The following is a 21674-nucleotide window of genomic DNA, read 5'->3' on the forward strand; positions in this document are numbered from 1 at the left end:
GCTCCCAGGGTAGCCAGGGGCACGCACCGGCCCCTCCCCCGGCCGCGTGCCGCCGCCCGTAGGCTCGGCTGCCGTGGGCGAGCTCATCCCGCTGTTCCCGCTGGGCTCACCCCTGTTCCCCGGCGTGGTGCTGCCGCTGAACATCTTCGAGCCGCGCTACCGCCGGCTGGTGCACGACCTGATCGCCCTCCCGGCCGGCAGCGACCGGCGCTTCTTCGGCGTGGTCGCGATCCGGCAGGGCTGGGAGGTCGAGCAGGTCGCCCCCGCGGAGGCGCTCTACGACGTCGGCTGCGCGGCGCGGCTGCAGGCCGTCCGGCCGCAGCCGGACGGCGGCTTCCGCATCGTCACGGTCGGCGGCGAGCGGTTCCGCCTGCTCGACGTCGTCGTCGGCGACGACCCGCCCTACCTGCAGGGCGAGGTCGAGTGGCTGGCCGACGAGGAAGCGGCCCAGGAGGCGGCGGCCGACACCGAGGGCCTGGTCGGGCCGGCCGGCGCGGACGTGGCCGCCGACGTGGCGCGCTCGTCCATGGCGGTGCTCGTCCGCGGGGTCCGGGATCTGTTCACCCGCTACGTGGCCGAGGTGGCGGCGCTGCGCGGCGGAGGCTGGGCCCCCGGGGACGACGAGGACGTCGACCCCGACCTCGCCGATCCCTCCGGCGGCCCGGAGCGGCTGCAGGTCGGCGCCCAGACGGCGGCGCTGCTGCGCGAGGTGGCCGACGACCCGCGCGCGCTGTCCTGGCTCGTGGCCTCCGCGGCGCTGCTCACGACCGAGGACCGGCAGGCGCTGCTGGCCGTCTCCGCGACCCGCCGCCGGCTGGCCGCCGAGTCCCGGCTGCTGCGCCGCGAGCTGACCCTGCTGCAGACGCTCGGGGCGGTGCCGGTGCCGCTGCAGGAGTTCGCCACGCCCATGACGGTCAACTGAGCCGATGAGATCTCACCGGCCGGCCGGTCCCCGCTGACGTGACCGACGACGACCTGCCCCGGGCCATCGGCCGCCCCGCGACCGGGGCCCTGCACGCGGCCGGCATCACGCGGCTGTCCCAGCTGCCGGACCACCGGGAGAAGGAGCTGGCCGCGCTGCACGGCGTGGGCCCGAAGGCGCTGCGGCTGCTGCGGGCGGCCCTCGCCGAACGCGGCCTGTCGTTCGCCGCGGAGTGATCAGTCCCGCGGCCGGCCCGGTGCCGGGTCGACCGGCGACCAGGCCAGCGCAGGCTCGCCAGCGACCGGGCGCTCGGCGGCCGGCTGCCCGACCGGCCGGCCGAGGTCGTCGCGGCGGGTGAACAGCGTGGCCACCAGGTAGGCCAGGACGGCGCAGAACGGCCCCGCGGCCAGCGCCGGCAGCGAGCCGAGGGTGAGGCTGGTCGTCACCCTCGCCCCGACGTCGGAGAGCTCGGCCTGGGTGGGGGCCGGCCCCAGCAGCTCACCGAGCTGCCAGGCGATCCCGGCCGCGGCCGAGGCGCCGACCGCGAGCGCCAGCAGCACGGCCACGCCCCGTCGGCGGCGCAGGAACGCCCAGGCCAGCACGCCGGCGAGCAGCCCCACCGCGGCGAGCAGCAGGGCGAAGACGGCGTCGTCCGCGGCCAGCAGCTCGGCCGGCGGGTTGCCGATCGCCACGGGGCCGTCGGCGGTGATGCGGAAGTCGGCGCGCGGCGCGAGCGCCCACCACAACAGCCCGATCGGGAACCCCGCGACCGCCAGCGCCGCGACCAGCAGACCCGCCGGGCGCAGGTCGCCGCGGATCTCCGACCAGGCCGACCACGGCCGCCGGGCCGCGAGAGCGGGTGCGCCGTCCGGCCCGGTCAGTCCGCCGAGGGCGGCCGAACGGGCGGCGGCGCCCGGGTCGACGGGGCGCGACGACGGCGGACCGACGGGTGGCCACGCGGCCCCGGCACCGGCTGCGGAGGCGGCCGACGGGTCGTCCGGGGCGTCGCTCATGCCCCCAGTGAACCCCGGCCGTCGGGGAGACGGCGCGAGGGGCACGCGGTTAGCCTGCCGCGTGCGCGGGTTCGGCGGGATGACCGCGGCGGAGGTCGTCGCCGTGCTGGATGCCCTCGCGGCCGCCGGCTGCCCGGCGTGGCTCGAGGGCGGGTGGGGCGTCGACGCGCTCGCCGGGCGGCAGACCCGGGCGCACCGCGACCTCGACCTGGCCGTCGACGCGACCCAGGAGGCCGCCGTCCTGGCCGCGCTGGGGGACCTCGGCTACGCGGTCGAGACCGACGAGCGGCCGACCCGCGTCGAGCTCGCCGCCCCCGGCCGGGGCTGGGTCGACGTGCACCCGGTGACCTTCGACGCCGACGGCACCGGCATCCAGGTCGGCCCGCACGGCGAGCGCTGGGTCTACCCGGCCGCCTGCTTCACCACCGGGACCGTCGCCGGGCGCGCCGTCGGCTGCATCTCGGCCATGCAGCAGATCGCCTGGCGCTCCGGCTACGAGCTCCGCGCCGTGGACCACCACGACCTCGCGGTCCTGCACCGGCTGGTCGCCGGCTAGAGGATCGCGACGCTGGTCGGGCCGAGCAGGGCCTTGATGTCGCCCATCAGCGCGGTGCTCGGGCGCACCCGCAGGCCCTGGTCGAGGCGCAGCACGGTCTCCCGGCTGCCGTTGACCAGCTTCAGCTGCACCTCGGTCGTGCCCGGGTGGCTGCCGAGCACCTCGCGCAGCCGCTCGACGACCGGCGGGGTGCAGCGCGTGGCCGGCATGGACACGAGCACCGGCCCACGCGGCCCTTCGGTGAGCTCGGGGATGCTGATCTCGGAGGCGAACAGCGAGGGCTGGTCGTCGCGCCGGTTGATCCGGCCCTTGACCACGACGATCTGGTCGCGGACGACCTTCTCCGAGTACTCGGCCCACGTCTTCGGGAAGAACAGCACCTCGATGCCGGACTCGAGGTCCTCGACCGTGGCGATCGCCCAGGGCGCGCCCTGCTTGTTGGTCCGCGGCCCCACGGCTGTGAGGATCCCGGCGATCGTGACGTTCGCGCCGTCCTCGACCCCGCCGGCGTTGATCTCGGCGATCGGGGTGTCGGCGTGCGACGCGAGCACGTGCTCGACGCCGTGCAGCGGGTGGTCGGAGACGTAGAGGCCGAGCATGTCGCGCTCGAAGATCAGCCGCTCGGACTTCGACCAGTCCGCCGTCGGGATCGTGATGTCCAGGGCCCCGCCGAACGGGTCGTCCGCGCCGTCGCCGGCGCCGAAGCCGCCGAACAGGTCGAACTGGCCCTCGGCCTCCTTGCGCTTGAGCGCCATCGCCATCTCGACGGCGTTGGCGTGCACGGCGACCAGGCCCTGCCGCGAGTGACCGAGGGAGTCGAAGGCGCCGGCCTTGCACAGCGACTCGATGACCTTCTTGTTGCAGACGACCGCGTCGACCTTGCGCAGGAAGTCGGAGAAGTCCTTGAACCGGCCCTGCTCCTCGCGGGCACGGGCGATCGCCTCGACGACGTTGTGCCCGACGTTGCGGATCGAGGCCAGGCCGAAGCGGATGTCGGTGCCGACCGGGGTGAAGTCGGCGGCCGACTCGTTGACGTCCGGCGGCAGCACCTTGATGCCCATGCGCCGGCACTCGGCCAGGTAGATCGGCCGCTTGTCCTTGTCGTCGCCGACGCTGGTGAGCAGCGCGGCCATGTACTCGGCCGGGTAGTTCGCCTTGAGGTACGCGGTCCAGTAGGAGACCAGGCCGTAGGCGGCCGAGTGGGCCTTGTTGAACGCGTAGTCGGCGAACGGGACGAGGATGTCCCAGAGGGTCTTGATCGCCGCGTCGGAGTAGCCGCGCTCCTTCATGCCGGCCTCGAAGCCGACGAACTCGGCGTCCAGGACCGACTTCTTCTTCTTGCCCATTGCGCGGCGCAGCAGGTCGGCCTTGCCGAGCGAGTACCCGGCGACCTTCTGCGCGATCGCCATGACCTGCTCCTGGTAGACGATCAGGCCGTAGGTCGTGCCGAGGATGTCCTCCAGCGGCTCGGCGAGCTCCGGGTGGATCGGCGTGATCTCCTGCTGGCCGTTCTTGCGCAGCGCGTAGTTGGTGTGCGAGTTCGCGCCCATCGGACCCGGCCGGTAGAGCGCGCCGACCGCGGAGATGTCCTCGAAGTTGTCCGGCCGCATGAGCCGCAGCAGCGAGCGCATCGGCCCGCCGTCGAACTGGAAGACGCCGAGCGTGTCACCGCGGGCCAGCAGCTCGTAGGTGGCCGGGTCGGTGAGGTCCTTGCTGATCTCGTCGAGGTCGATCGGCTCCTTGCCGTTTGCGACGATGTTGCGCAGCGCGTCGTCGATGACCGTGAGGTTGCGCAGGCCCAGGAAGTCCATCTTCAGCAGGCCGAGCGTCTCGCAGGTCGGGTAGTCGAACTGCGTGATGACGGCGCCGTCGGCCTCCCGGCGCATGATCGGGATGCTGTCGATCAGCGGGTAGCGGCCGATGATGACGCCGGCGGCGTGCACGCCCCACTGCCGCTTCAGCCCCTCGAGCTTGCGGGCCTGGTCGACCACCTCCTGCGCGCCCGGGTCGGACTCGTAGCGGGCCCGGAACTCCGCGGCCTCCTTGTAGCGCGGGTGGGCCGGGTCGAAGATGCCCGACAGCGGGATGTCCTTGCCCATGACCGCCGGCGGCATGAGCTTGGTCAGCTCGTCGCCGACCGAGTACGGGCGGTCGAGCACCCGGGCGGCGTCCTTGATCGCGGCCTTCGCCTTGATCGTCCCGTAGGTGACGATCTGGCTGACCCGCTCCTCGCCGTACTTCCGCGAGACGTACTGGATGACCTCACCCCGGCGGCGGTCGTCGAAGTCGATGTCGACGTCGGGCATGGAGACGCGCTCGGGGTTGAGGAACCGCTCGAAGATCAGCCCGTGCGCCAGCGGGTCGAGGTCGGTGATCCCCATGGCGTAGGCGGCCAGGGAGCCGGCGGCCGAGCCACGGCCCGGACCGACCCGGATGCCGTTGTCCTTGGCCCAGTTGATGAAGTCGGCGACCACGAGGAAGTACCCCGGGAAGCCCATCTGGGTGATGATCCCGACCTCGTAGTCGGCCTGCTTGCGGACGTGGTCGGGGATGCCGTTCGGCCACCGCTTGTGCAGCCCCCGCTCGACCTCCTTGACGAACCAGGAGGTCTCGTCCTCCCCCGCCGGCAGGGGGAAGCGCGGCATGAGGTCGGCGCCCTCGGTGAACTCGATCTCGCACTGCTCGGCGATCAGCAGCGTGTTGTCGCAGGCCGCAGTCAGCTCACCGGGGAACAGCGCGCGCATCTCGGCGGCGCTCTTGAGGTAGTAGCCGTCGCCGTTGAACTTGAAGCGGTTGGTCTCGTTCAGCCGCGAGCCGGTCTGGATGCACAGGAGCGCGTCGTGCGCCTCCGCGTCCTCCTTGTGCGTGTAGTGCAGGTCGTTGGTGGCCAGCAGCGGGATGCCGAGGTCCTTGGCGATCGCGAGCAGCTGCGGGCGGGTCTTCTTCTCGATGGACAGGCCGTGGTCCATCAGCTCGGCGTAGAAGTTCTCCCGCCCGAAGATGTCCTGGAAGTCCGCGGCCGCCTGGCGGGCGCGGTCCTCCTTGCCGGCCCGCAGCCACATGTTGACCTCGCCGGACGGGCAGCCGGTCGTGGCGATGAGGCCCTTGCCGTAGGTCTCGAGCAGCTCGCGGTCGAAGCGCGGCTTGCGGTACTGGCCCTCGAGGCTGGCCAGCGAGGAGATGCGGAAGAGGTTGTGCATCCCCTCGGTGGTGCGGGCCAGCAGGGTCATGTGCGTGTAGGCGGCCTTGCCGCGCGAGGAGCCGCCCTCGCCGTCCTCGTCGATGAGGTTGTCGCCGAAGTCGAACGGGGCGCGGTCGAACCGCGAGCCGGGCGTGTAGTAGCCCTCCATGCCGATGATCGGCTTGACCCCCGCGGCGTTGGCCTGCTTGTAGAAGTCGTAGGCGCCGAACACGTTGCCGTGGTCGGTCATCGCCAGGGCCAGCATCCCCTGTTCGGCGGCCGCCTTGGTGACCTCCGGCAGCTTCGCCGCGCCGTCGAGCATCGAGTACTCGGTGTGCACGTGCAGGTGCACGAACGAATCCTTCGACGGGCTGCTGCTGCTCACGGGCGGTCCTGCTCCTCAGTGGTCGTGCGTGCCCACCGTCGGTGATCCGGCGGGCGACCGGCGGGGAAGACCGGCGGTGCGGGGGAATCGGTGGGCGGTACCTCGATCCTCGCACTGAGGAGGGTCTACGCCGAGGGTCTGACAGAACGTGTCGGACACAGGCGGACCGATCAGTCACACGTGTTCGTCGGGCAACTCTCGCCGCATCGTGATGTGCGCGATGCCCGCCTCCTGGTACTCCTCGCCGACCGCGGTGTAGCCGGCCCGCTCGTAGAAGCCGCGGGCGGTGATCTGGGCGTGCAGCTCCACCCGCCGCAGGCCGCGCAGCACCGCCTGCCGGTGCAGCTCGGCGAGGACGGCGGCGCCGTGCCCGCGGCCGCGGACGGCCGGGTCGGCGGCCATCCGGCCGATCACCGCGACCCCGTCGCGCTCCAGCAGCCGCCCGGTGGCGACCACCCGGCCATCGGCGTCCCTGCTCACCGCGTGGACGGCGGTGGCGTCGGCGTCGTCCTGCTCGATCTCCGGGGGGACGCCCTGCTCCTCGACGAAGACGCGGGTGCGCAGCGCCGCGATCGCCGGCCGGTCCGCCGGGCCGGCAACCTCGGCCCGCGGCTCAGCCACCGGTCACCTCCCGGGCGCCGCGGACGAACGGCGGCAGCACCGACGCCGGCAGGAGCAGGAAGCGCAGGTCGATGACCGCGTGCAGGAGCACGGGCAGCAGCAGGGAGCCGGTCTCCAGGTACAGCGCGGCGAGGACGCCGCCCAGCACCGCGGTGGTGACGATCCCGGCCACGCCCTGGTAGGCGTGCGCCAGCCCGAACGCGGCGGCCGCGACGACCACGAGGACGAGCAGCGGCGGGCGGCCCAGCAGCGCCGCGACGACCGCCAGGAAGACGCCGCGGTAGAGCCACTCCTCGCAGATCCCCGCGGTCAGTCCCACGACGGTGAACAGCCGGCGCTCGCCCCGGGTCCGCGGCAGCAGCGCCAGCGTGGCGTGCACCGGCGGCTCGGCGTGCCGGCCGTCGCCCGGGCGGCGCAGCTGCTCGGCCGCGGCCCGCAGCGCCCCGGAGGCCATCGCCCGCAGCGACACGAGCAGGAAGGCCAGCACCAGCAGGACGGCGGCCGCGGTGACCGGGCCCGGCCACGCCTGCGGCCAGCGCAGCCCCACGGCCCCGAGGCCGACGCCCGGCGCGGCCGCCCAGACCACCGCGGCGACGACGGCCAGCCCCCACTCGAGGATCAGCAGCCGTCCGTAGAACGAGCGCCGCGCGGCCGGGTCCCGCTGCAGCCGCCCCTCGAACCGGCGGTGCAGGACGTAGCCCGCCACCGGCTCCCCGACCACGAGGTAGCCGGCGAGCAGGACCGCCGCCAGCGCGGCGGCGCCAAAGGCGTCCAGGGACTCGGGCAGCCAGTTCACGGCCGGGCTCAGGCCTCGGCACGCAGGATCGCGAGCGCGCCGGCCAGGTCGGCCGGGTACTCGCTGGTGAACTCCACCCACCGGCCGTCGGCCGGGTGCGGGAAGCGCAGCCGGACGGCGTGCAGCCACTGCCGGCCGACGCCCAGCCGCGCGGCCAGGGTGGGGTCGGCGCCGTAGGTCGTGTCGCCGACGCACGGGTGGCGCATCGCGGAGAAGTGCACCCGGATCTGGTGGGTCCGCCCCGTCTCCAGCGCGATGTCGACCAGGCTCGCGGCGGGGAACGCCTCGATCACCTCGTAGTGCGTGACCGACGGCCGCCCGCCGCTGACGACGGCGAACTTCCAGTCGTGCCGGGGGTGCCGGTCGATCGGGGCGTCGATGGTGCCGCGCGAGGGGTCGGGGTGGCCCTGCACCAGGGCGTGGTAGCCCTTCTCGACCGTCCGCTCCTTGAACGCCGCCTTGAGCGCGGTGTAGGCCCGCTCGCTCTTGGCGACCACCATGACGCCGGTCGTCGCGGCGTCCAGCCGGTGCACGACGCCCTGCCGCTCGGCCGCGCCGGAGGTCGAGATCCGGTAGCCCGCGGCGGCCAGTCCCCCGATCACCGTGGGCCCCTCCCAGCCGGGGCTCGGGTGCGCCGCCACGCCGACCGGCTTGTCGACGACCACGACGTCCTCGTCGTCGTACAGGACGGCGAGCCCCTCGACCGGCTCCGGCGGGGCCGGCTCGCCGGGGGGCGGCGGGAGCTCGACCTCCAGCCAGCTGCCCCCGCTCACGCGGTCGCCCTTGCCGCGCACCCGGCCGTCGACCTGCACGTTACCGGCGTCGGCGACCTCGGCGGCGGTGGTGCGGGAGAGCCCGAAGAGCCGGGACAGCGCCTGGTCGACCCGCTGCCCCTCGAGCCCGTCCGGCACCGGCAGGGCGCGGTACAGGCCGGAGGAGGTCACGGTGCCCATTGTGACCGGCGGGCGCGGCGCGGCGCCGCAGCCGCCCGGGCGGTCAGCCGCGCGCCGCGCCGCCGTCGTCGGCCCCGGCGCCCGAGACCGCCTTCGCGCGGCCGCGTGAGCCGTCGAACTCGATGCCGCGCAGGGCCAGCAGGGCGCCCAGGATGCCGCCGCAGACGATCGCCGAGTCGGCGACGTTGAACACCGGCCACACCCGGCCGTCGGGGGCGAACACCGAGACGAAGTCGACGACGCCGCCGCGCAGGAAGCCCGGGGCCCGGAAGACCCGGTCGATCAGGTTGCCGAGCGCGCCGCCCAGCACGAGGCCGAGCGCGACCGCCCAGCCGGTGGAGAACAGCCGCCGCGCGGTCCGCACGATCACCACCGCCACGACCACCGCGATCAGGCTGAACAGGATCGTCGCGCCCTCGGCGAAGGAGAACGCCGCGCCGGTGTTGCGCCAGAAGGTCAGGTACACCGCGCCGCCGAGCAGCCGGATGTTCTCGCCCTCGCCGATGGTCGCGACCACGAGGACCTTGGTGACGACGTCGACGGCGAGCACGGCCGCGGCCAGCGAGAGCAGCAGCCGCGTCCGCGGCCGGCGGGCGCCGGTGCCGGCGTCCACCGGCTGGTCCCCCGCGGCGTCGGGGTGCGGGTGCTCGGCCAGGACGGCGCTCCTGTGGTCGGTGCGGCCGGGACGCCGCGCTCCCCGACGACGATACGGCGGTCCGCGGGCGCCGCGGTCCCACGCGGGATCGCGTCGTCGCACCACCCGGAGGAGTGACGGCGACCCCGGCGACCGCCGCGAAACGGCCGTTCCGGAGCCGGAAACATGGCGCAGATCACGGGGCGGAGATTCCTCACACCGCCGAACCCGCATGTCAGAGCCCGGAACGGCCGACGATCGAACAGGCGCCTCCGGCGCTCGTCCCTCGTTCCGCCGCCACCGCAGGAAAGGCAGCCGTGACTTCCGACCCCGGCGTAGCAACCGACAGCGCGAACCCCGACGTCGTCCTCGTCGGCGGCGGCATCATGAGCGCGACGCTGGCCGCGCTGCTGGGGATCGTCGCGCCGCAGTGGAGCGTCACCGTGTTCGAGTCCGCCCCGGACGTCGCCGGCGAGAGCTCCGAGGCGTGGAACAACGCCGGAACCGGGCACGCCGCCCTGTGCGAGCTGAACTACACGCCGGCCGGCCCCGGCGGACGGGTCGACCCGTCCAGGGCCCTCGCGATCAACGAGCAGTTCCAGGTCTCGCGGCAGTTCTGGTCGCACCTGGTCCGCGAGGGCATGACCGAGGGTTCGCCCAAGGCGTTCATCACCCCGGTGCCCCACGTCGGCTTCGTCACCGGCGAGGACGGCCGTGCCTACATGCGCGCCCGGTACGAGGCCCTCGCCCGCCAGCCGCTGTTCGACGGCCTGGAGTACGCCGAGCACCAGGCCGACCTGGCCGAGTGGCTGCCGCTGATGATGGAGGGCCGCGACCCGAGCCAGGTCATGGCCGCCACCCGCTCGTTCGCCGGCACCGACGTCAACTTCGGCGCGCTCACCCGGTTCCTGCTCGAGGACGCCGAGCGCCGCGGCGTGCAGGTCCACTGCGACCAGCGGGTCTCCGGCCTCGCGCGGGAGACCGACGGCCGCTGGCGGGTCACCGTCCGCGACACGGTCACCGGCGAGAAGCGGGTGCTGCGCACCCGGTTCGTGTTCGTCGGCGCCGGCGGCGGCGCCCTCCCCCTGCTGCAGAAGGCCGGCATCCCCGAGATCCGCGGTTTCGGCGGCTTCCCGGTCAGCGGCATGTTCCTGCGCACCAACTCCCCCGAGCTGGTCTCCCGGCACCAGGCCAAGGTCTACGGCCAGGCCGCCGTCGGTGCTCCCCCCATGTCGGTCCCGCACCTGGATCTGCGGCTCATCGACGGCGACTACTCGCTGCTGTTCGGCCCGTACGCGGGCTTCTCGCCGAAGTTCCTCAAGGCCGGCTCGATGTTCGACCTGCCGAAGAGCGTGAAGCCGGACAACCTCGGCTCGATGCTCGGCGTCGCCCGCACCGAGATGGCGCTCACCCGGTACCTGGTCCGCGAGCTGCTGCAGTCCCGCGACGCCCGCCACGGCACGCTGACCGGGTTCGTCCCCGGGGCGGAGCAGCACGACTGGGACCTGATCACCGCCGGCCAGCGGGTCCAGGTGATCAAGCGCGACCCGGTGACCGGCCGCGGCGTGCTGCAGTTCGGTACCGAGCTGGTCGTCGGCGGCGACGGCACCGTCGCCGGCCTGCTGGGCGCCTCCCCCGGCGCCTCGACCGCGGTGTCGGCGATGCTCACGCTGCTCGAGCGGTGCTTCCCCGACCGGATCGCCGCCTGGCGGCCGGCGCTGCAGGAGGCCATCCCCTCCTACGGGCGGTCGCTGGCCGACGACCCGGCGCTGCTCGCCCAGGTGCGGGCCGAGACGATGCAGACCCTGGAGCTCAACGGCTGACCGGCATCCCGTGCACGGTCAGGTGGCGCACGCCCCGACCGGACACGGTCACCGGCACCGGGCCCGTTGCCGGATCCAGCCGGACCACGGCCCCCTCCCCCGTGACGAAGAGCTCGGCGAGCTCCGCGTCGACGAGCAGCCGGAGTTCGGTCGGCGGCCGCATCGGAACCCGCTCGTCCGCGCGCCCGGGACGCCGGAGCACCACGGCGTCGGGTCCGACGTCGAGGGTGAGCAGGTCGCCCACGGCCAGCCGCCCCGGTCCGTCGAGGTGGGCAACGACGTCGAGGAACGGCTCGAACGGCCCCAGCACGTCGCCGTCGGCCGGCGTCCCCTCGGCCAGGACGCCGGTGCGCAGCCCGTCGACGTCCGGGTGTGGCGCCACCGCGACCCGGTCGCCGTCGAGGGAGAGGACGACGGGCAGCGACAGCACCCCCGCCCACGCGGGCCCCGGCGCCGCCGGCTCGCGGACCCACGACAGCGCGCAGCGCCGGCCGGCGGCGTCGGCGAAGGTGGTCGTGGCGTAGACCGCGTCCGTGGCGGTGAACCGCTGCCAGGCCCGCGCGGTGAACCGGCGGCCGTCGTAGTCGCCGACCGCGCAGGCGACCCGCCGCGGTTCGCCGGCGTCCCACACCGAGACCAGCAGCACCCAGGCGCCGTCCAGCGGGAACAGCTGCACGCACTCCCACACCGAGCCGGTGGCCGGCTGCTCCGTCCCGGGCCGCCCGGCCAGGAGGCCGTCCAGGGACCAGTGCCGCAGATCGGACCCGCTGTACTGGAGCGCGACGGCCGTGCCGTCGTCCCGCCCGCCGCCGACGACCATCCGCCACGTGCCGCCGTCCCGGAAGACGAAGGGGTCGCGGAAGTGCCGCAGGCCCGGCGGCGGGCCGGGCAGCACCGGTCCGGCGGGGTCGGGCGTCCACGTCCGCCAGGCCGGGTCGCCGGTCGCCAGGGCGACCGCGCCGAGGTCGAGCGCGCCGGCGCGCACGCTGGTGTAGACGATCACCGGGACCCCGTCGGCGACGACGACCGAGCCCGACCAGCAGCCGTCCTCCCCGGGCCCCGGGGCCAGCGCGGTGCCCACCCAGGCCCAGCGAACGAGGTCGGGCGAGCGCAGCTGCCCCCACCGGCAGGCCGGCGCCCACTCCGGCGCGTCCGGGTTGTACTGGACGAACAACTCGTAGCGGCCGTCGTGCCAGGTCACCCCGAGCGGGTCGTTGATCCAGCCCGAGGGGGCCGTGACGTGGAAGCCGGGGCGCCCCGTCACGAGGGCTCGGTGCTGACCGGCGCGGGCGTCACCAGCTCCTCGGGCACCTGGGGCAGCACGTTGGTGATGTAGTCCGCGGCCGCGGCCGTGGTGCCGACGTCGCGGCCGGCGGCCTCGGAGAGGAACCAGCGGTGCTCGAGGATCTCGTGGAAGATCTCCGCCGGGTCCAGCCGGCTGCGCAGGTGCGGCGGGATCGACTCCAGGACCGGCTGGTAGACCTCGCGCAGCCAGCGGGTGGCGGCCACCGCCAGCGGCACCCGGCGCTGCTGGACCTGCTCCATCCAGCCGCGGAAGCTGGCGATGTCGGCCAGCAGTCGGCGGGCCTGGTTCTCCCACACGTCCAGCCCGGTCAGCGCCATCAGCTCGCGGCGGTGCCGGCCCGGCTCGGCGACCCGGGTGGTGAGCTTCAGCCGGCTGCCGCCCTTCGGGTCGTCGATCAGCTCGACCTGGTCGACGTCGAAGCCGAGCTCGTTGAGCCGGCGGATCCGCTCGGCGATCCGCCACCGCTGCTCGTCGCGGCGCATGAGCTCCTCGTCGGTGAGCTCGTGCCAGAGGTGGTTGTAGCGGCGCACCAGGTCGTCAGCGACCTCGAGCGGATCGAGGTCCTCGGCCAGGCAGTCGCCGGCCTGCAGGTCCATCAGCTCCGCGGCCACCCGCTCGTGGGCCAGCTCCAGGTCGTACTCGCGCTGACCCGTCGAGAGCCGGTCGTGCAGCTCGGCGGTCTCGGCGTCGACCAGGTAGGCGGCCAGCGCCCCGGCGTCGAAGCGGAAGAGGGTGTTCGACAGCGAGCAGTCGCCCCACATGAACCCGGCGAGGTGCAGCCGGGCGAGCAGCTCCACCTGGGCGTCCATCAGCCGGTCGGTCATGTGCGCCCCGCGCGGGTTGGCGAACAGCGCGCGGAAGGAGGAGGAGTAGTCGAGGAACCGGGTGACCAGGATGGCCTCCAGGTCGTCGGGCCGGTCCACGACGACGCCGAGGACCTCGACGGCGGGGACGCCGAGCTCCTTCAGCCGCCGCAGCAGCGAGTACTCCTTGCGGGCCAGCCGCTCGGTGATCTCCTTGAGCGCGAACACCTCGCCACCCTCGGCCACGAACCGCACGACGTGCCGGGACAGACCGCGCTGCGGGATCTCGGTGAGCCGGTCGTCGGTCCACTCCTCCAGTGGCCGGTCCCACGGCAGGTCCAGCAGGCCGGCGGCCGCGTCGGCCGGGGGGCTGAACACGAAGTGCACGGCGAACCTCGGAAGCAGGTGCGGATCAGGGGACGAGCGGCGCGACCAGGCCCGGCTGCAGCAGCCGCCGGGTGACCTCCAGGCCCCAGTCGTCCAGGCCGCGCAGCCGGTCGCTGCTGCTGCGCAGCCCGCTGTACGCCTCGACGATCGGCGCCCAGTCCTCGCGCCGCTCCACGTGCGGACCGGCGACCAGGCAGTCGGCGTCGTTGACCCAGAAGCGGCCCTGCTGCCAGGCGCGCCACCGGCTGTTCATGGCCGCGGCCCGCTGCGAGGGCTGGGAGAGGTCGCCGTCGAGGGGCTCGAAGTGGTGGGCGATGTCCGGGCCGACCCGCATGCCGTCGACCAGGCCGACGCTGGGCAGGATCGGCGCGCCGCAGCCCAGCAGGAACGCGTCCGGCCCGATCGCCTCGCGGATCACCCGCAGCCCGTGCCGGTAGGCGTCCACCCCGGTGACCGAGGCGTCGGCGCGGTGACCCTCCATGGCCCCGGCGTAGGTGAAGTCGATCTTGAAGTAGTCGATCCCGGTCGCGCGGAGGCTGCCGAACACCTCCCGCAGGTAGCCCTCGGCGCCTGGGTGCGTGACGTCCAGGCAGGCCAGCTGCTGCCCCCAGCCCCGACCGGGGTCGGCGCCGCCGATCAGCCGGTCCGGGTGCGCGCGGGCCAGAGCCGAGCGCTCGCCCACCATGAACGGGGCCACCCAGATCCCGGCGCGGCGCCCGGCGCTCCGGATGTCGCCGACCACGTGCTCCAGCGAGGCGAACCGGTCGGAGAGGGCGAGCCAGTCGCCGATCTCGGCCTGGTACCCGTCGTCGATCTGCACGACGTCGAGCGGCAGGGCGAGCTCGTCGATGGCGGCGAGGTTCTCCTCGATGTCGGCCTGGGTGACCCGCTCGAAGTAGTGGTACCAGGAGCACCAGACCGTCGGCGGCGGCCGCAGCGGGCCCACGCCGGCGGCCTCGGCGAACGCGCTCCCCCACCGGGCGAGGACGGCGTCGAGCCCGCCGCCGTCCTGGTCGACGGTGTGGACGAGGTCGGGCGTCCCCCTGACCACGACCTCGCCGCCGACGACCTCGGCGTGCACCGCCGGGACGGCCCCCTCCGGGGAGGACGCGGCGAAGACGTGCACGCCCTCCCCGGTACCCGGGTCGACCGCGAGCAGGCCCTCCCCCCAGAAGGCCTCGTGCGGCGCGGTCCGCTCGGGGTGGTAGTTGCCGACCCGCCGGGCGTCGCTGACCGGCCGGAAGGGCCGGTCGCCGAGCCGGTAGGCGGTCGTGGGGCTCCACGACTGCCAGCCGTGCTCGTAGACCAGCGCCCGCTCCCGGTCGACGGCGACGCGAGCGAGGACGTCTCCGGAGGTCAGCCCTTCACCGACCCGGCGGTCAGGCCGCGGACGAAGTACCGCTGCAGCGACAGGAACACGATGACCGGGACGAGCATCGTGAACAGGCCGCCCGCGGTGAGCAGCTGCCAGCCCTGGCCCTGCTGGCCGAGCAGCTGGTTGAGCGCGACCGGCAGCGGCTGGTTGTCGCCGGCGCCGATGAAGACGAGCGCGTTGAGCAGGTCGTTCCACACCCACAGGAACTGGAAGATCGCGAACGACGCCAGCACCGGGGTGGACATCGGCAGGATCAGCCGCCAGAAGGTCTGGAAGTGGCTCGCGCCGTCGATCTTCGCCGACTCGATGACCTCCTTCGGCAGCGTCGCCATGTAGTTGCGGGTGATGTACACGGCCAGCGGCATGCCGAAGCCGATGTGCGCCAGCCAGATGGCGAGGAACGTGCCGCTGATGCCCAGGTTGCCGTAGATCTGAAGCAGCGGGACGAGGGCCACCTGGGTCGGCACGACGAGCAGGCCCACGATCAGGATCAGCAGGAGATCCCGGCCGGGGAACTGCATGAACGTGAACGCGTAGGCGGCGAACGCGGCGATGAGGATCGGGATGATCGTCGCCGGGATGGTGATGGCGAGGCTGTTGACGAACGCCGTCCCCATGTCGGCGAAGTCGAAGACGTCGCTGTAGTTCTCCAGCGTCAGCCGGGTGAGGCTCGACGGGTTGGTGAAGATCGTCCACCAACCCGTCGAGTTGGCGTCGTCCTGCGGGCGGAACGACGTGATGGCCAGGCCGAACGTCGGGATGACCCACAGCAGGCAGATGATGACGACGGCGATCTTGACCCAGATGGAGGCGCGCGCGGTCGGGTCGTGCTTGCGCCCTCGTCCGGTCCGGGCGCCGACGGCCGTCGGTTCCTTGGGGACCTGGACCGGGGCGACGGTCTGGCTGCCGGTCATCGGGCGGCCTCCTCGGCGCGGAACTGACGGATCTGGAAGACCAGGATCGGGATCATGACGATGAGCAGCATCACGACGATCGCCGCGGCGTAGCCGGCGTTGTTGTTGGTGAACAGCTGGTTGAAGAAGTCGACGGCGATGATGTTGGTGTTGAAGTTGCCGTTCGTCATCACGTAGACGATGTCGAAGCTCTTCAGCACCGTGATCAGCACGGTGATGAACACCGTGATGATCGTCGTGCGGATCTGCGGGACGATGATCTTGAAGAAGATCGCGCCCTCCCCCGCGCCGTCGAGCCGGGCGGCCTCCAGCGTCTCGGTGGGCACGCCCTTGATCGCCGCGGAGAGCAGCACCATGGCGAACCCGGCCTGCACCCACAGCAGGATCACCATGAGCAGGAAGCTGTTGAACCGCAGCGTCGTGAGCTGCAGCCAGTTGACCGGCTCCCCGCCCAGACCGGTCCAGATGCCGTTGAGCAGGCCGACCTGCCGCTGCCCCGGCGGGTTGGCCGCGTAGACGAACCGCCAGATGGCCGCGGCGCTCACGCCGCCGATCGCCATCGGCAAGAAGACCAGCGTCTTGGCGAACTTCTCGCCGCGCGGCCGGAGCCGGTCGGCGAGGGTGGCGATGAGCAGTCCCAGCACGATGGTTCCGGCCGGGACGATGATGATCCACAGCAGCGTGTTGAACAGGGTGTTCTGGAAACTCGAGGAAGCCAGCAGGTTCCCGTAGTTGTCCAGGCCGACGAACTGGGTGCTCGCGGCGTTGGCGAAGCTGTACACGACCGTCTGGATGGTCGGGTAGATCAGGTACAGGCCGATCGCCGCCAGGGCGGGCAGCAGGAAGAGGTACGGCTTGACCCGGTCCTCCCAGCGGCCGGGTAGCAGCTCGGCGAGCTTGTTGAGCAGGTAGTACACGAGGACCGCGCCGACCACGCCGCCGACGACGGCGATGAGCGCGTTCAGGATCTTGATCGTCACGGGACCCTCCCGTCAGGGCGGTGCGGGGCAGGGGTGACCTCGCCGGTGCCGGCGGCGAACCGCCGGCACCGGCGAGCGGGCGTCAGGCCGGCCAGCTGTTCTCGATGTTGTCGAGCGCCGTCTTGGCGTCCTCCTGACCGCTGATCCACGAGGTCATCTCGCGCCAGAACGTTCCGGAGCCCACCTCACCGGGCATCTGGTCCGAACCGTCGAACCGCCACTCGCTGGCCTGGTTCTGGATCTCGGCGAAGGTCTTGGCCGTCTCGCTGGTGTAGCCGTTGAGGTCGGCGTCGGTGCGCGGCGCCATGTAGGAGTTGGACTGGGCGATCGCCGCGTTCTGGAACTCGGTCGACGTCAGGTACTCCATCACCTGCTTGGCCGCGTCGTTGTCCGCGCTGAACAGGCCGGCCATGTCACCGCCGCCGAGCACCGGCTTCGAGTCGGGCGTCGTGCCGGGCATGGCGAACACGCCCACCGTGGAGTCCAGGTTCTCCACGACGTTGTCGGGGAAGAAGCCGGGCTGCACGAGGAAGTTGCCCTGCCGGTACATGTAGCAGCCGGGCGGGGTGTCGAACATGACGTTGCCGGCGGTGCCGAACGCGTTGGACGCGACGGATTGCCGGCCGCCGTTGACGTGGCCGTCGGCGAGGACCAGCGCCTCCATCTGGTTGAGGACGTCGAGCACCTGCGGGTCGTTGAACGGGATCTCGTGGTTGACCCACTGGTCGTAGACGTCGCCGCCGTAGTTGATCAGCATGAGGTTCTCGACCCAGTCCGTCGCCGGCCAGCCGGTGGACGCCTCGGCGCCGATCCCGAAGCACCACGGCGTGGTCCCGGTACCGGCGATCGTGTCGGTCAGCTGGGTCAGCTCGTCCATGGTCTGCGGGCCCTCCGCCGAGAGCCCGGCCTGCTGCGCCGCCGCCTGGGGGTAGTAGACGATGCTCTTGACGTTCGAGCTCATGAGCACGGCGTACTGGGTGCCGTCCGAGGACTGCCCGGCCTCGAGCGCGCCCGGCACCATGTTCGTCTCGAGGTCGTTCATGTCCAGGACGTCGGACAGGTCGGCGAGGTCGCCCCGGTCCGCGATGGACCGCATGATTCCCGGCTGCGGGAAGATCGCGATGTCCGGCAGCTGGTTGCCCTGCACCCGGGTGTTGATGAGCTGGTTGAAGTTCGCGGTCGGCGAGAACTTGATGTCGATGTCGTTCTCTTCGGCCCAGGGCTGGACGACGGCGATGAAGTCGTCCGACTGCTGGCCGGTGAAGCCGTACATGACCTCGATGCTGTTGCTGGTGTTCCCGCTGCCTCCCCCGCCGCCACCGGAGCTCAGGCAGCCGGTGGTGAGGACGGCGACGGCACCGGCGGTGGCCACCGCCCCGAACGTGGATCTGATGCGCATGTGCACTCCTTCGGACACTTGCTGGTCTGAGCGGCGTGGGGAAGCGGCGGTGCGACGGGACGGGTCGGGGCGGCCCGGCGCCGGGATCGGCGCCGGACCGCGGCGGTCGGGGTCAGGCGGAGGGCACCCGGCTGTCGCTGGAGATGCGGCGGCCGCTCTCCGCGCTGAAGACGTGCAGTTCCTCGGGCGCGATCTGGATGTGGATCGTCTCGCCCTTCATGGGCGGGCGCTTGGCGTCGACGCGGATCGTCATGAGCTTGTCGCCGCCGCCGGCGCCCTGGCCCGCGTGCAGCGTGCCGTAGGCGTAGGCGTCGGAGCCGAGCTCCTCGACGACGACGACCTCGAAGGGGAAGCCCTCGCCGTCGCCGACGACGCGGACCGCCTCGGGGCGGAAGCCGACGGTCGCGGTCTGGGCGCCCTCCCCGGACAGGGACGAGAGCACGTCCCGCTGCAGGGGCAGCGTCCGGTCACCGATGCAGGCGCCGTCCTGCAGCAGCGGCAGGTCGACGATGTTCATCGCCGGCGAGCCGATGAAGCCGGCGACGAAGACGTTGTCGGGGCGGTCGTAGAGCTCGCGCGGCGTGCCGACCTGCTGCAGGTAGCCGTCCTTGAGCACGCAGACGCGGTCGCCCATCGTCATGGCCTCGACCTGGTCGTGGGTGACGTAGACGGTGGTGACCCCGAGCCGGCGCTGCAGCGCGGCGATCTGCGTGCGGGTCTGCACGCGCAGCTTCGCGTCGAGGTTCGACAGCGGCTCGTCCATCAGGAAGCACTGCGGGTGACGGACGATCGCCCGGCCCATGGCGACGCGCTGCCGCTGGCCGCCGGAGAGCGCCTTGGGCTTGCGGTCCAGGTAGGGCTCGAGGTCGAGGATCTTCGCCGCGTCCTCGACGCGGCTGCGGATCTCCTCCTTCTTCATGCCGGCGATCTTGAGCGCGAAGCCCATGTTGTCGGCCACCGTCATGTGCGGGTACAGCGCGTAGTTCTGGAACACCATCGCGATGTCCCGCTCCTTGGGCGGCAGGTGCGTGACGTCCCGGTCCCCGATCCGGATGGAGCCCTCGGTCACCGCCTCCAGCCCGGCGAGGGCGCGCAGCGAGGTGGACTTGCCGCAGCCGGAGGGGCCGACCAGCACGAGGAACTCACCGTCGGCGATGTCGAGGTTGAGGGCGTTCACGGACGGCCGTTCAGCACCCGGGTACTGGATGGTCGTGTGGTCGTACGTGATTGCGGCCATCGGGTCGGTCCTCTCCGCTCTGCCGGTGCACCCGGAGAACCGCGCAGGCCCGACCGCTCGGCCCGGCCGCCTGCTCGACCTCCTGATGCGTTCACGGGAACCTTGGCACGCACCTGTGGTGCGTGCCACAGGGAGGACCGCAACCGATGCGGACCGTTACCTGCTGGTGATCTTTCTCGCTCACCGGCCGTTCGACGAGGCCGGCCGCCCGGTCAGCCCGCCCTGACGACCGGGCCCGAGAGCTCGTATCCGCGCAGCCCGGGGCGGACGGCGCACAGCGTCGCGGCGACGTCGAGGACCGGCCCGGCGCGCGCCAGGTCCACCCGGCGGGTGGTCGGTCCGCCGTCCTCGCGGCGCAGCCGGACCTCGGCGGTCAGGCCCGGCAGGCCGCCGTCCCCCGCGGAGCAGGTCAGGCGGACCGACAGCGGGATCAGCGCCGCGCGTCCCGGGTCGACCCGGTGCTCGCCGTCGCCGCGGATGCGCAGCCGGCCGGTGACCGCCGCCACCGAAGTCACCGTCAGCGGGCGGGCGCCGTCGTTGCGCACGGCGACGTAGTAGAGGACCGAGCCGCCCGGCGGGGACGTCGGGTTGATCTCGACCTCGAGCGACGCGGCGATGCGCACCTGCTGCCGCAGCGCGCGATCGGCGGCCCAGCCGCGCGCCGCGAGCAGTCCCGCGCCCACCAGGACGGCGACGGCGAGGACGACCGCCGCCCGGCGCCACCGCCGCGGCAGGGCCGCCCAGCGCCGGCGCCACCGGATCGGCTCGTCCCCGCTCTCCAGGAGGTCGAAGCCGGCGGGCACGGCGCCATCGTCGGCCGCCGCGGTCCCGGCGGCCAGGCCGCGCTCAGTCCGCCTCGCCCGCGGCGCCGCTCTCCCCGCGCCAGCTGGCCAGCCGGCCGGCCCGGCTGACCGCCCGCAGCCGCCGCTCGGCCTCGGCCCGCGACCGCCGGGCGGAGACCAGCAGCGCCTGGTCGCCGCGCATCAGGCGGGTGGTCTCGTCCGGCACGAACGAGCGCCCCTCCCGGACGATCAGCACCACGGCGGCGTCCTCGGGCAGCCGCAGCTCCGGGAGGTAGACACCGTGCAGCCGCGAGCCCGCGGGGATGGTCATCTGCATGAGGTCGGCGTCGAGCTCCTCCAGCGGCGCCGACTCCACCTGCACGTCGCGGGGGGTCAGCGGGGTGGCGATGCCGAGCCGGCGCGCCACCCAGGGCAGCGACGTGCCCTGCAGGAGCGTGAAGACGACGACGAGCACGAACACGGTGTCGAAGACCACCGCCGCCCCGGGCACGCCGGCGGTCAGCGGGAAGGTGGCCAGGACGATCGGGACGGCGCCGCGCAGCCCCGCCCAGGAGACGAACGCCTGCTGCGGCCAGGGCATGCGGAACCAGACCAGGCTGGCGGCGACCGACAGCGGCCGCGCCAGCAGCAGCAGCGCCAGCCCGATCAGCAGCGCCGGCGCGACCGCTCCCGTCAGCCGCTCGGGGGAGACCAGCAGCCCGAGCAGCACGAACAGGCCGATCTGGGCGAGTGAGGCCATGCCCTCGGCGAAGCCGATGCTCGCCGCCCGGTGCGGCAGGGGGGCGTTGCCGAGGACGACGCCGCACAGGTAGACGGCCACGAAGCCGGAGGTGTGCGCGAGCGCGGCCGAGGAGAAGGCGAGCACGCACAGGGCCAGCGTGGCCAGCGGGTAGAAGCCGGACAGGGGCAGGGCCGAGCGGCGCAGGAGCTCGACGCCGGCGAACCCGAGCAGGACGCCGATCGCCGCGCCGCCGAGCAGCTCGCCGGCGATGATCAGGCCGGTCAGCCACCAGGCCTGCTCGGGGCCATCGGTGAGCCGGTCGGCCAGCACGGTGACCAGCAGGATGACGGGCGCGTCGTTGAGGCCGCTCTCGACCTCCAGCGCCGCGGCCATGCGGCGCGGCAGCGGGAGCCGGCGGAGGGTGGCGAAGACGGCGGCGGCGTCGGTGGAGCTGACCACCGCCGCGAGCAGCAGGGCCAGCTCCCAGGAGAAGTCGAGCAGCCAGACCGCGATCGCCGCGGTGGCGACGACGCTGACCGCGACGCCGACGGTGGACAGCGCCAGCCCCGGCCCGATCGCCCGGCGGACGTCGGCCCAGCGGGTGGTCAGCCCGCCCTCGGCGAGGATCACCACGAGCGCGGCGACACCGAGCGTCTGCGTCAGGGAGAAGTTCTCGAACGGGACGCCGACGCCGGCCTCCCCCAGGGCCACCCCGAGGGCGAGGTAGAGCAGCAGGCTGGGCAGGCCCAGGCGGTCGGCGAGGCGCAGCGCCACCGCGGCGACGAGGACGACGAGCGCGCCGACGGCGAGCCCGACGGTGACCGTCGTGTTCACCGCGCGCCCCGCCCCATGCGCGCAGTTTTCC

The 21674-nt window shown here is 73.2% G+C and carries 19 protein-coding genes; 4 read left to right on the forward strand and 15 right to left on the reverse strand.

The window, feature by feature from the left end:
• The first annotated feature begins 73 nt into the window (after positions 1 to 73).
• Both ACWIYF_RS16045 and ACWIYF_RS16050 read left to right on the forward strand, forming a co-directional pair.
• Positions 74 to 922: an LON peptidase substrate-binding domain-containing protein gene (locus ACWIYF_RS16045; RefSeq protein ID WP_448623820.1), complete on the forward strand. Its 849-nt coding sequence runs from the start codon at positions 74 to 76 to the stop codon at positions 920 to 922.
• Between the two features lie 38 nt (positions 923 to 960).
• Complete coding sequence (locus tag ACWIYF_RS16050; RefSeq protein ID WP_448623821.1) at positions 961 to 1158, forward strand: DNA-binding protein; 198 nt, start codon at positions 961 to 963, stop codon at positions 1156 to 1158.
• Here ACWIYF_RS16050 and ACWIYF_RS16055 read toward each other — a convergent pair whose 3' ends face one another.
• Positions 1159 to 1935 carry a hypothetical protein gene (locus ACWIYF_RS16055; RefSeq protein ID WP_448623822.1) on the reverse strand — a complete coding sequence of 259 codons (777 nt, stop codon included), beginning with the start codon at positions 1933 to 1935 and terminating at the stop codon, positions 1159 to 1161.
• 61 nt (positions 1936 to 1996) lie between these two features.
• On the opposite strand from ACWIYF_RS16055, the gene ACWIYF_RS16060 reads away from it, so the two are divergent.
• Complete coding sequence (locus ACWIYF_RS16060) at positions 1997 to 2491, forward strand: nucleotidyltransferase domain-containing protein (protein WP_448623823.1); 495 nt, start codon at positions 1997 to 1999, stop codon at positions 2489 to 2491.
• Here ACWIYF_RS16060 and dnaE read toward each other — a convergent pair.
• From dnaE to lspA, 5 genes are all read right to left on the reverse strand, one after another.
• Positions 2488 to 6057 (reverse strand): DNA polymerase III subunit alpha, encoded by a 3570-nt coding sequence (gene dnaE, locus ACWIYF_RS16065; protein WP_448623824.1) that lies wholly within the window; start codon positions 6055 to 6057, stop codon positions 2488 to 2490. The genes ACWIYF_RS16060 and dnaE overlap by 4 nt on opposite strands.
• A 174-nt stretch (positions 6058 to 6231) precedes the next feature.
• Positions 6232 to 6678 (reverse strand): GNAT family N-acetyltransferase, encoded by a 447-nt coding sequence (locus tag ACWIYF_RS16070; RefSeq protein WP_448623825.1) that lies wholly within the window; start codon positions 6676 to 6678, stop codon positions 6232 to 6234.
• Positions 6671 to 7474, reverse strand: a complete 804-nt coding sequence (locus tag ACWIYF_RS16075) for a CPBP family intramembrane glutamic endopeptidase (protein ID WP_448623826.1) — start codon at positions 7472 to 7474, stop codon at positions 6671 to 6673. The genes ACWIYF_RS16070 and ACWIYF_RS16075 overlap by 8 nt, the downstream gene beginning before the upstream one ends.
• Positions 7475 to 7482: 8 nt before the next feature.
• Positions 7483 to 8427: an RluA family pseudouridine synthase gene (locus ACWIYF_RS16080; protein ID WP_448623827.1), complete on the reverse strand. Its 945-nt coding sequence runs from the start codon at positions 8425 to 8427 to the stop codon at positions 7483 to 7485.
• A 43-nt stretch (positions 8428 to 8470) separates the two neighbouring features.
• On the reverse strand, positions 8471 to 9040 hold the full coding sequence (gene lspA / locus ACWIYF_RS16085) for a signal peptidase II (RefSeq protein ID WP_448623828.1): 570 nt from the start codon (positions 9038 to 9040) through the stop codon (positions 8471 to 8473).
• A 338-nt stretch (positions 9041 to 9378) separates the two neighbouring features.
• Between lspA and mqo the strand changes: the two genes are divergently transcribed.
• Positions 9379 to 10884, forward strand: a complete 1506-nt coding sequence (gene mqo, locus ACWIYF_RS16090) for a malate dehydrogenase (quinone) (RefSeq protein ID WP_448623829.1) — start codon at positions 9379 to 9381, stop codon at positions 10882 to 10884.
• Here the strand turns inward: mqo and ACWIYF_RS16095 are convergent.
• From ACWIYF_RS16095 to ACWIYF_RS16135, 9 genes are all read right to left on the reverse strand, one after another.
• The gene (locus ACWIYF_RS16095) at positions 10874 to 12148 is read right to left on the reverse strand and encodes a glycoside hydrolase family 32 protein (protein ID WP_448623830.1); all 1275 of its coding nucleotides are present in this window, start codon (positions 12146 to 12148) and stop codon (positions 10874 to 10876) included. The genes mqo and ACWIYF_RS16095 overlap by 11 nt on opposite strands.
• On the reverse strand, positions 12145 to 13371 hold the full coding sequence (locus ACWIYF_RS16100) for a DUF4032 domain-containing protein (RefSeq protein ID WP_448623831.1): 1227 nt from the start codon (positions 13369 to 13371) through the stop codon (positions 12145 to 12147). Before ACWIYF_RS16100 ends, ACWIYF_RS16095 begins: the two co-directional genes overlap by 4 nt.
• A gap of 34 nt (positions 13372 to 13405) precedes the next feature.
• Entirely contained in the window at positions 13406 to 14506 is a 1101-nt protein-coding gene (locus ACWIYF_RS16105; protein ID WP_448623832.1) for a glycoside hydrolase family 36 protein, read from the reverse strand.
• Between the two features lie 230 nt (positions 14507 to 14736).
• Positions 14737 to 15669 carry a carbohydrate ABC transporter permease gene (locus tag ACWIYF_RS16110; RefSeq protein ID WP_448623833.1) on the reverse strand — a complete coding sequence of 311 codons (933 nt, stop codon included), beginning with the start codon at positions 15667 to 15669 and terminating at the stop codon, positions 14737 to 14739.
• Positions 15666 to 16649, reverse strand: a complete 984-nt coding sequence (locus tag ACWIYF_RS16115) for a carbohydrate ABC transporter permease (RefSeq protein ID WP_448623834.1) — start codon at positions 16647 to 16649, stop codon at positions 15666 to 15668. The genes ACWIYF_RS16110 and ACWIYF_RS16115 overlap by 4 nt, the downstream gene beginning before the upstream one ends.
• An 82-nt stretch (positions 16650 to 16731) precedes the next feature.
• Positions 16732 to 18048, reverse strand: a complete 1317-nt coding sequence (locus tag ACWIYF_RS16120; RefSeq protein WP_448623835.1) for an ABC transporter substrate-binding protein — start codon at positions 18046 to 18048, stop codon at positions 16732 to 16734.
• Between the two features lie 112 nt (positions 18049 to 18160).
• Complete coding sequence (locus ACWIYF_RS16125; RefSeq protein ID WP_448623836.1) at positions 18161 to 19285, reverse strand: ABC transporter ATP-binding protein; 1125 nt, start codon at positions 19283 to 19285, stop codon at positions 18161 to 18163.
• Between the two features lie 212 nt (positions 19286 to 19497).
• Positions 19498 to 20088, reverse strand: a complete 591-nt coding sequence (locus ACWIYF_RS16130; RefSeq protein WP_448623837.1) for a hypothetical protein — start codon at positions 20086 to 20088, stop codon at positions 19498 to 19500.
• Between the two features lie 43 nt (positions 20089 to 20131).
• On the reverse strand, positions 20132 to 21643 hold the full coding sequence (locus tag ACWIYF_RS16135; RefSeq protein WP_448623838.1) for a potassium/proton antiporter: 1512 nt from the start codon (positions 21641 to 21643) through the stop codon (positions 20132 to 20134).
• Between the last annotated feature and the right edge of the window lie 31 nt (positions 21644 to 21674).

The organism is Geodermatophilus sp. URMC 64, assembly GCF_053502555.1.

Coding starts and splice junctions, on each gene's coding strand:
- ACWIYF_RS16055 (WP_448623822.1), bottom strand. CDS start 1,935: ATGAGCGACGCCCCGGACGACCCGTCGGCCGCCTCCGCAGCCGGTGCC.
- ACWIYF_RS16080 (WP_448623827.1), bottom strand. CDS start 8,427: ATGGGCACCGTGACCTCCTCCGGCCTGTACCGCGCCCTGCCGGTGCCG.
- ACWIYF_RS16110 (WP_448623833.1), bottom strand. CDS start 15,669: ATGACCGGCAGCCAGACCGTCGCCCCGGTCCAGGTCCCCAAGGAACCG.
- ACWIYF_RS16120 (WP_448623835.1), bottom strand. CDS start 18,048: ATGCGCATCAGATCCACGTTCGGGGCGGTGGCCACCGCCGGTGCCGTC.
- ACWIYF_RS16125 (WP_448623836.1), bottom strand. CDS start 19,285: ATGGCCGCAATCACGTACGACCACACGACCATCCAGTACCCGGGTGCT.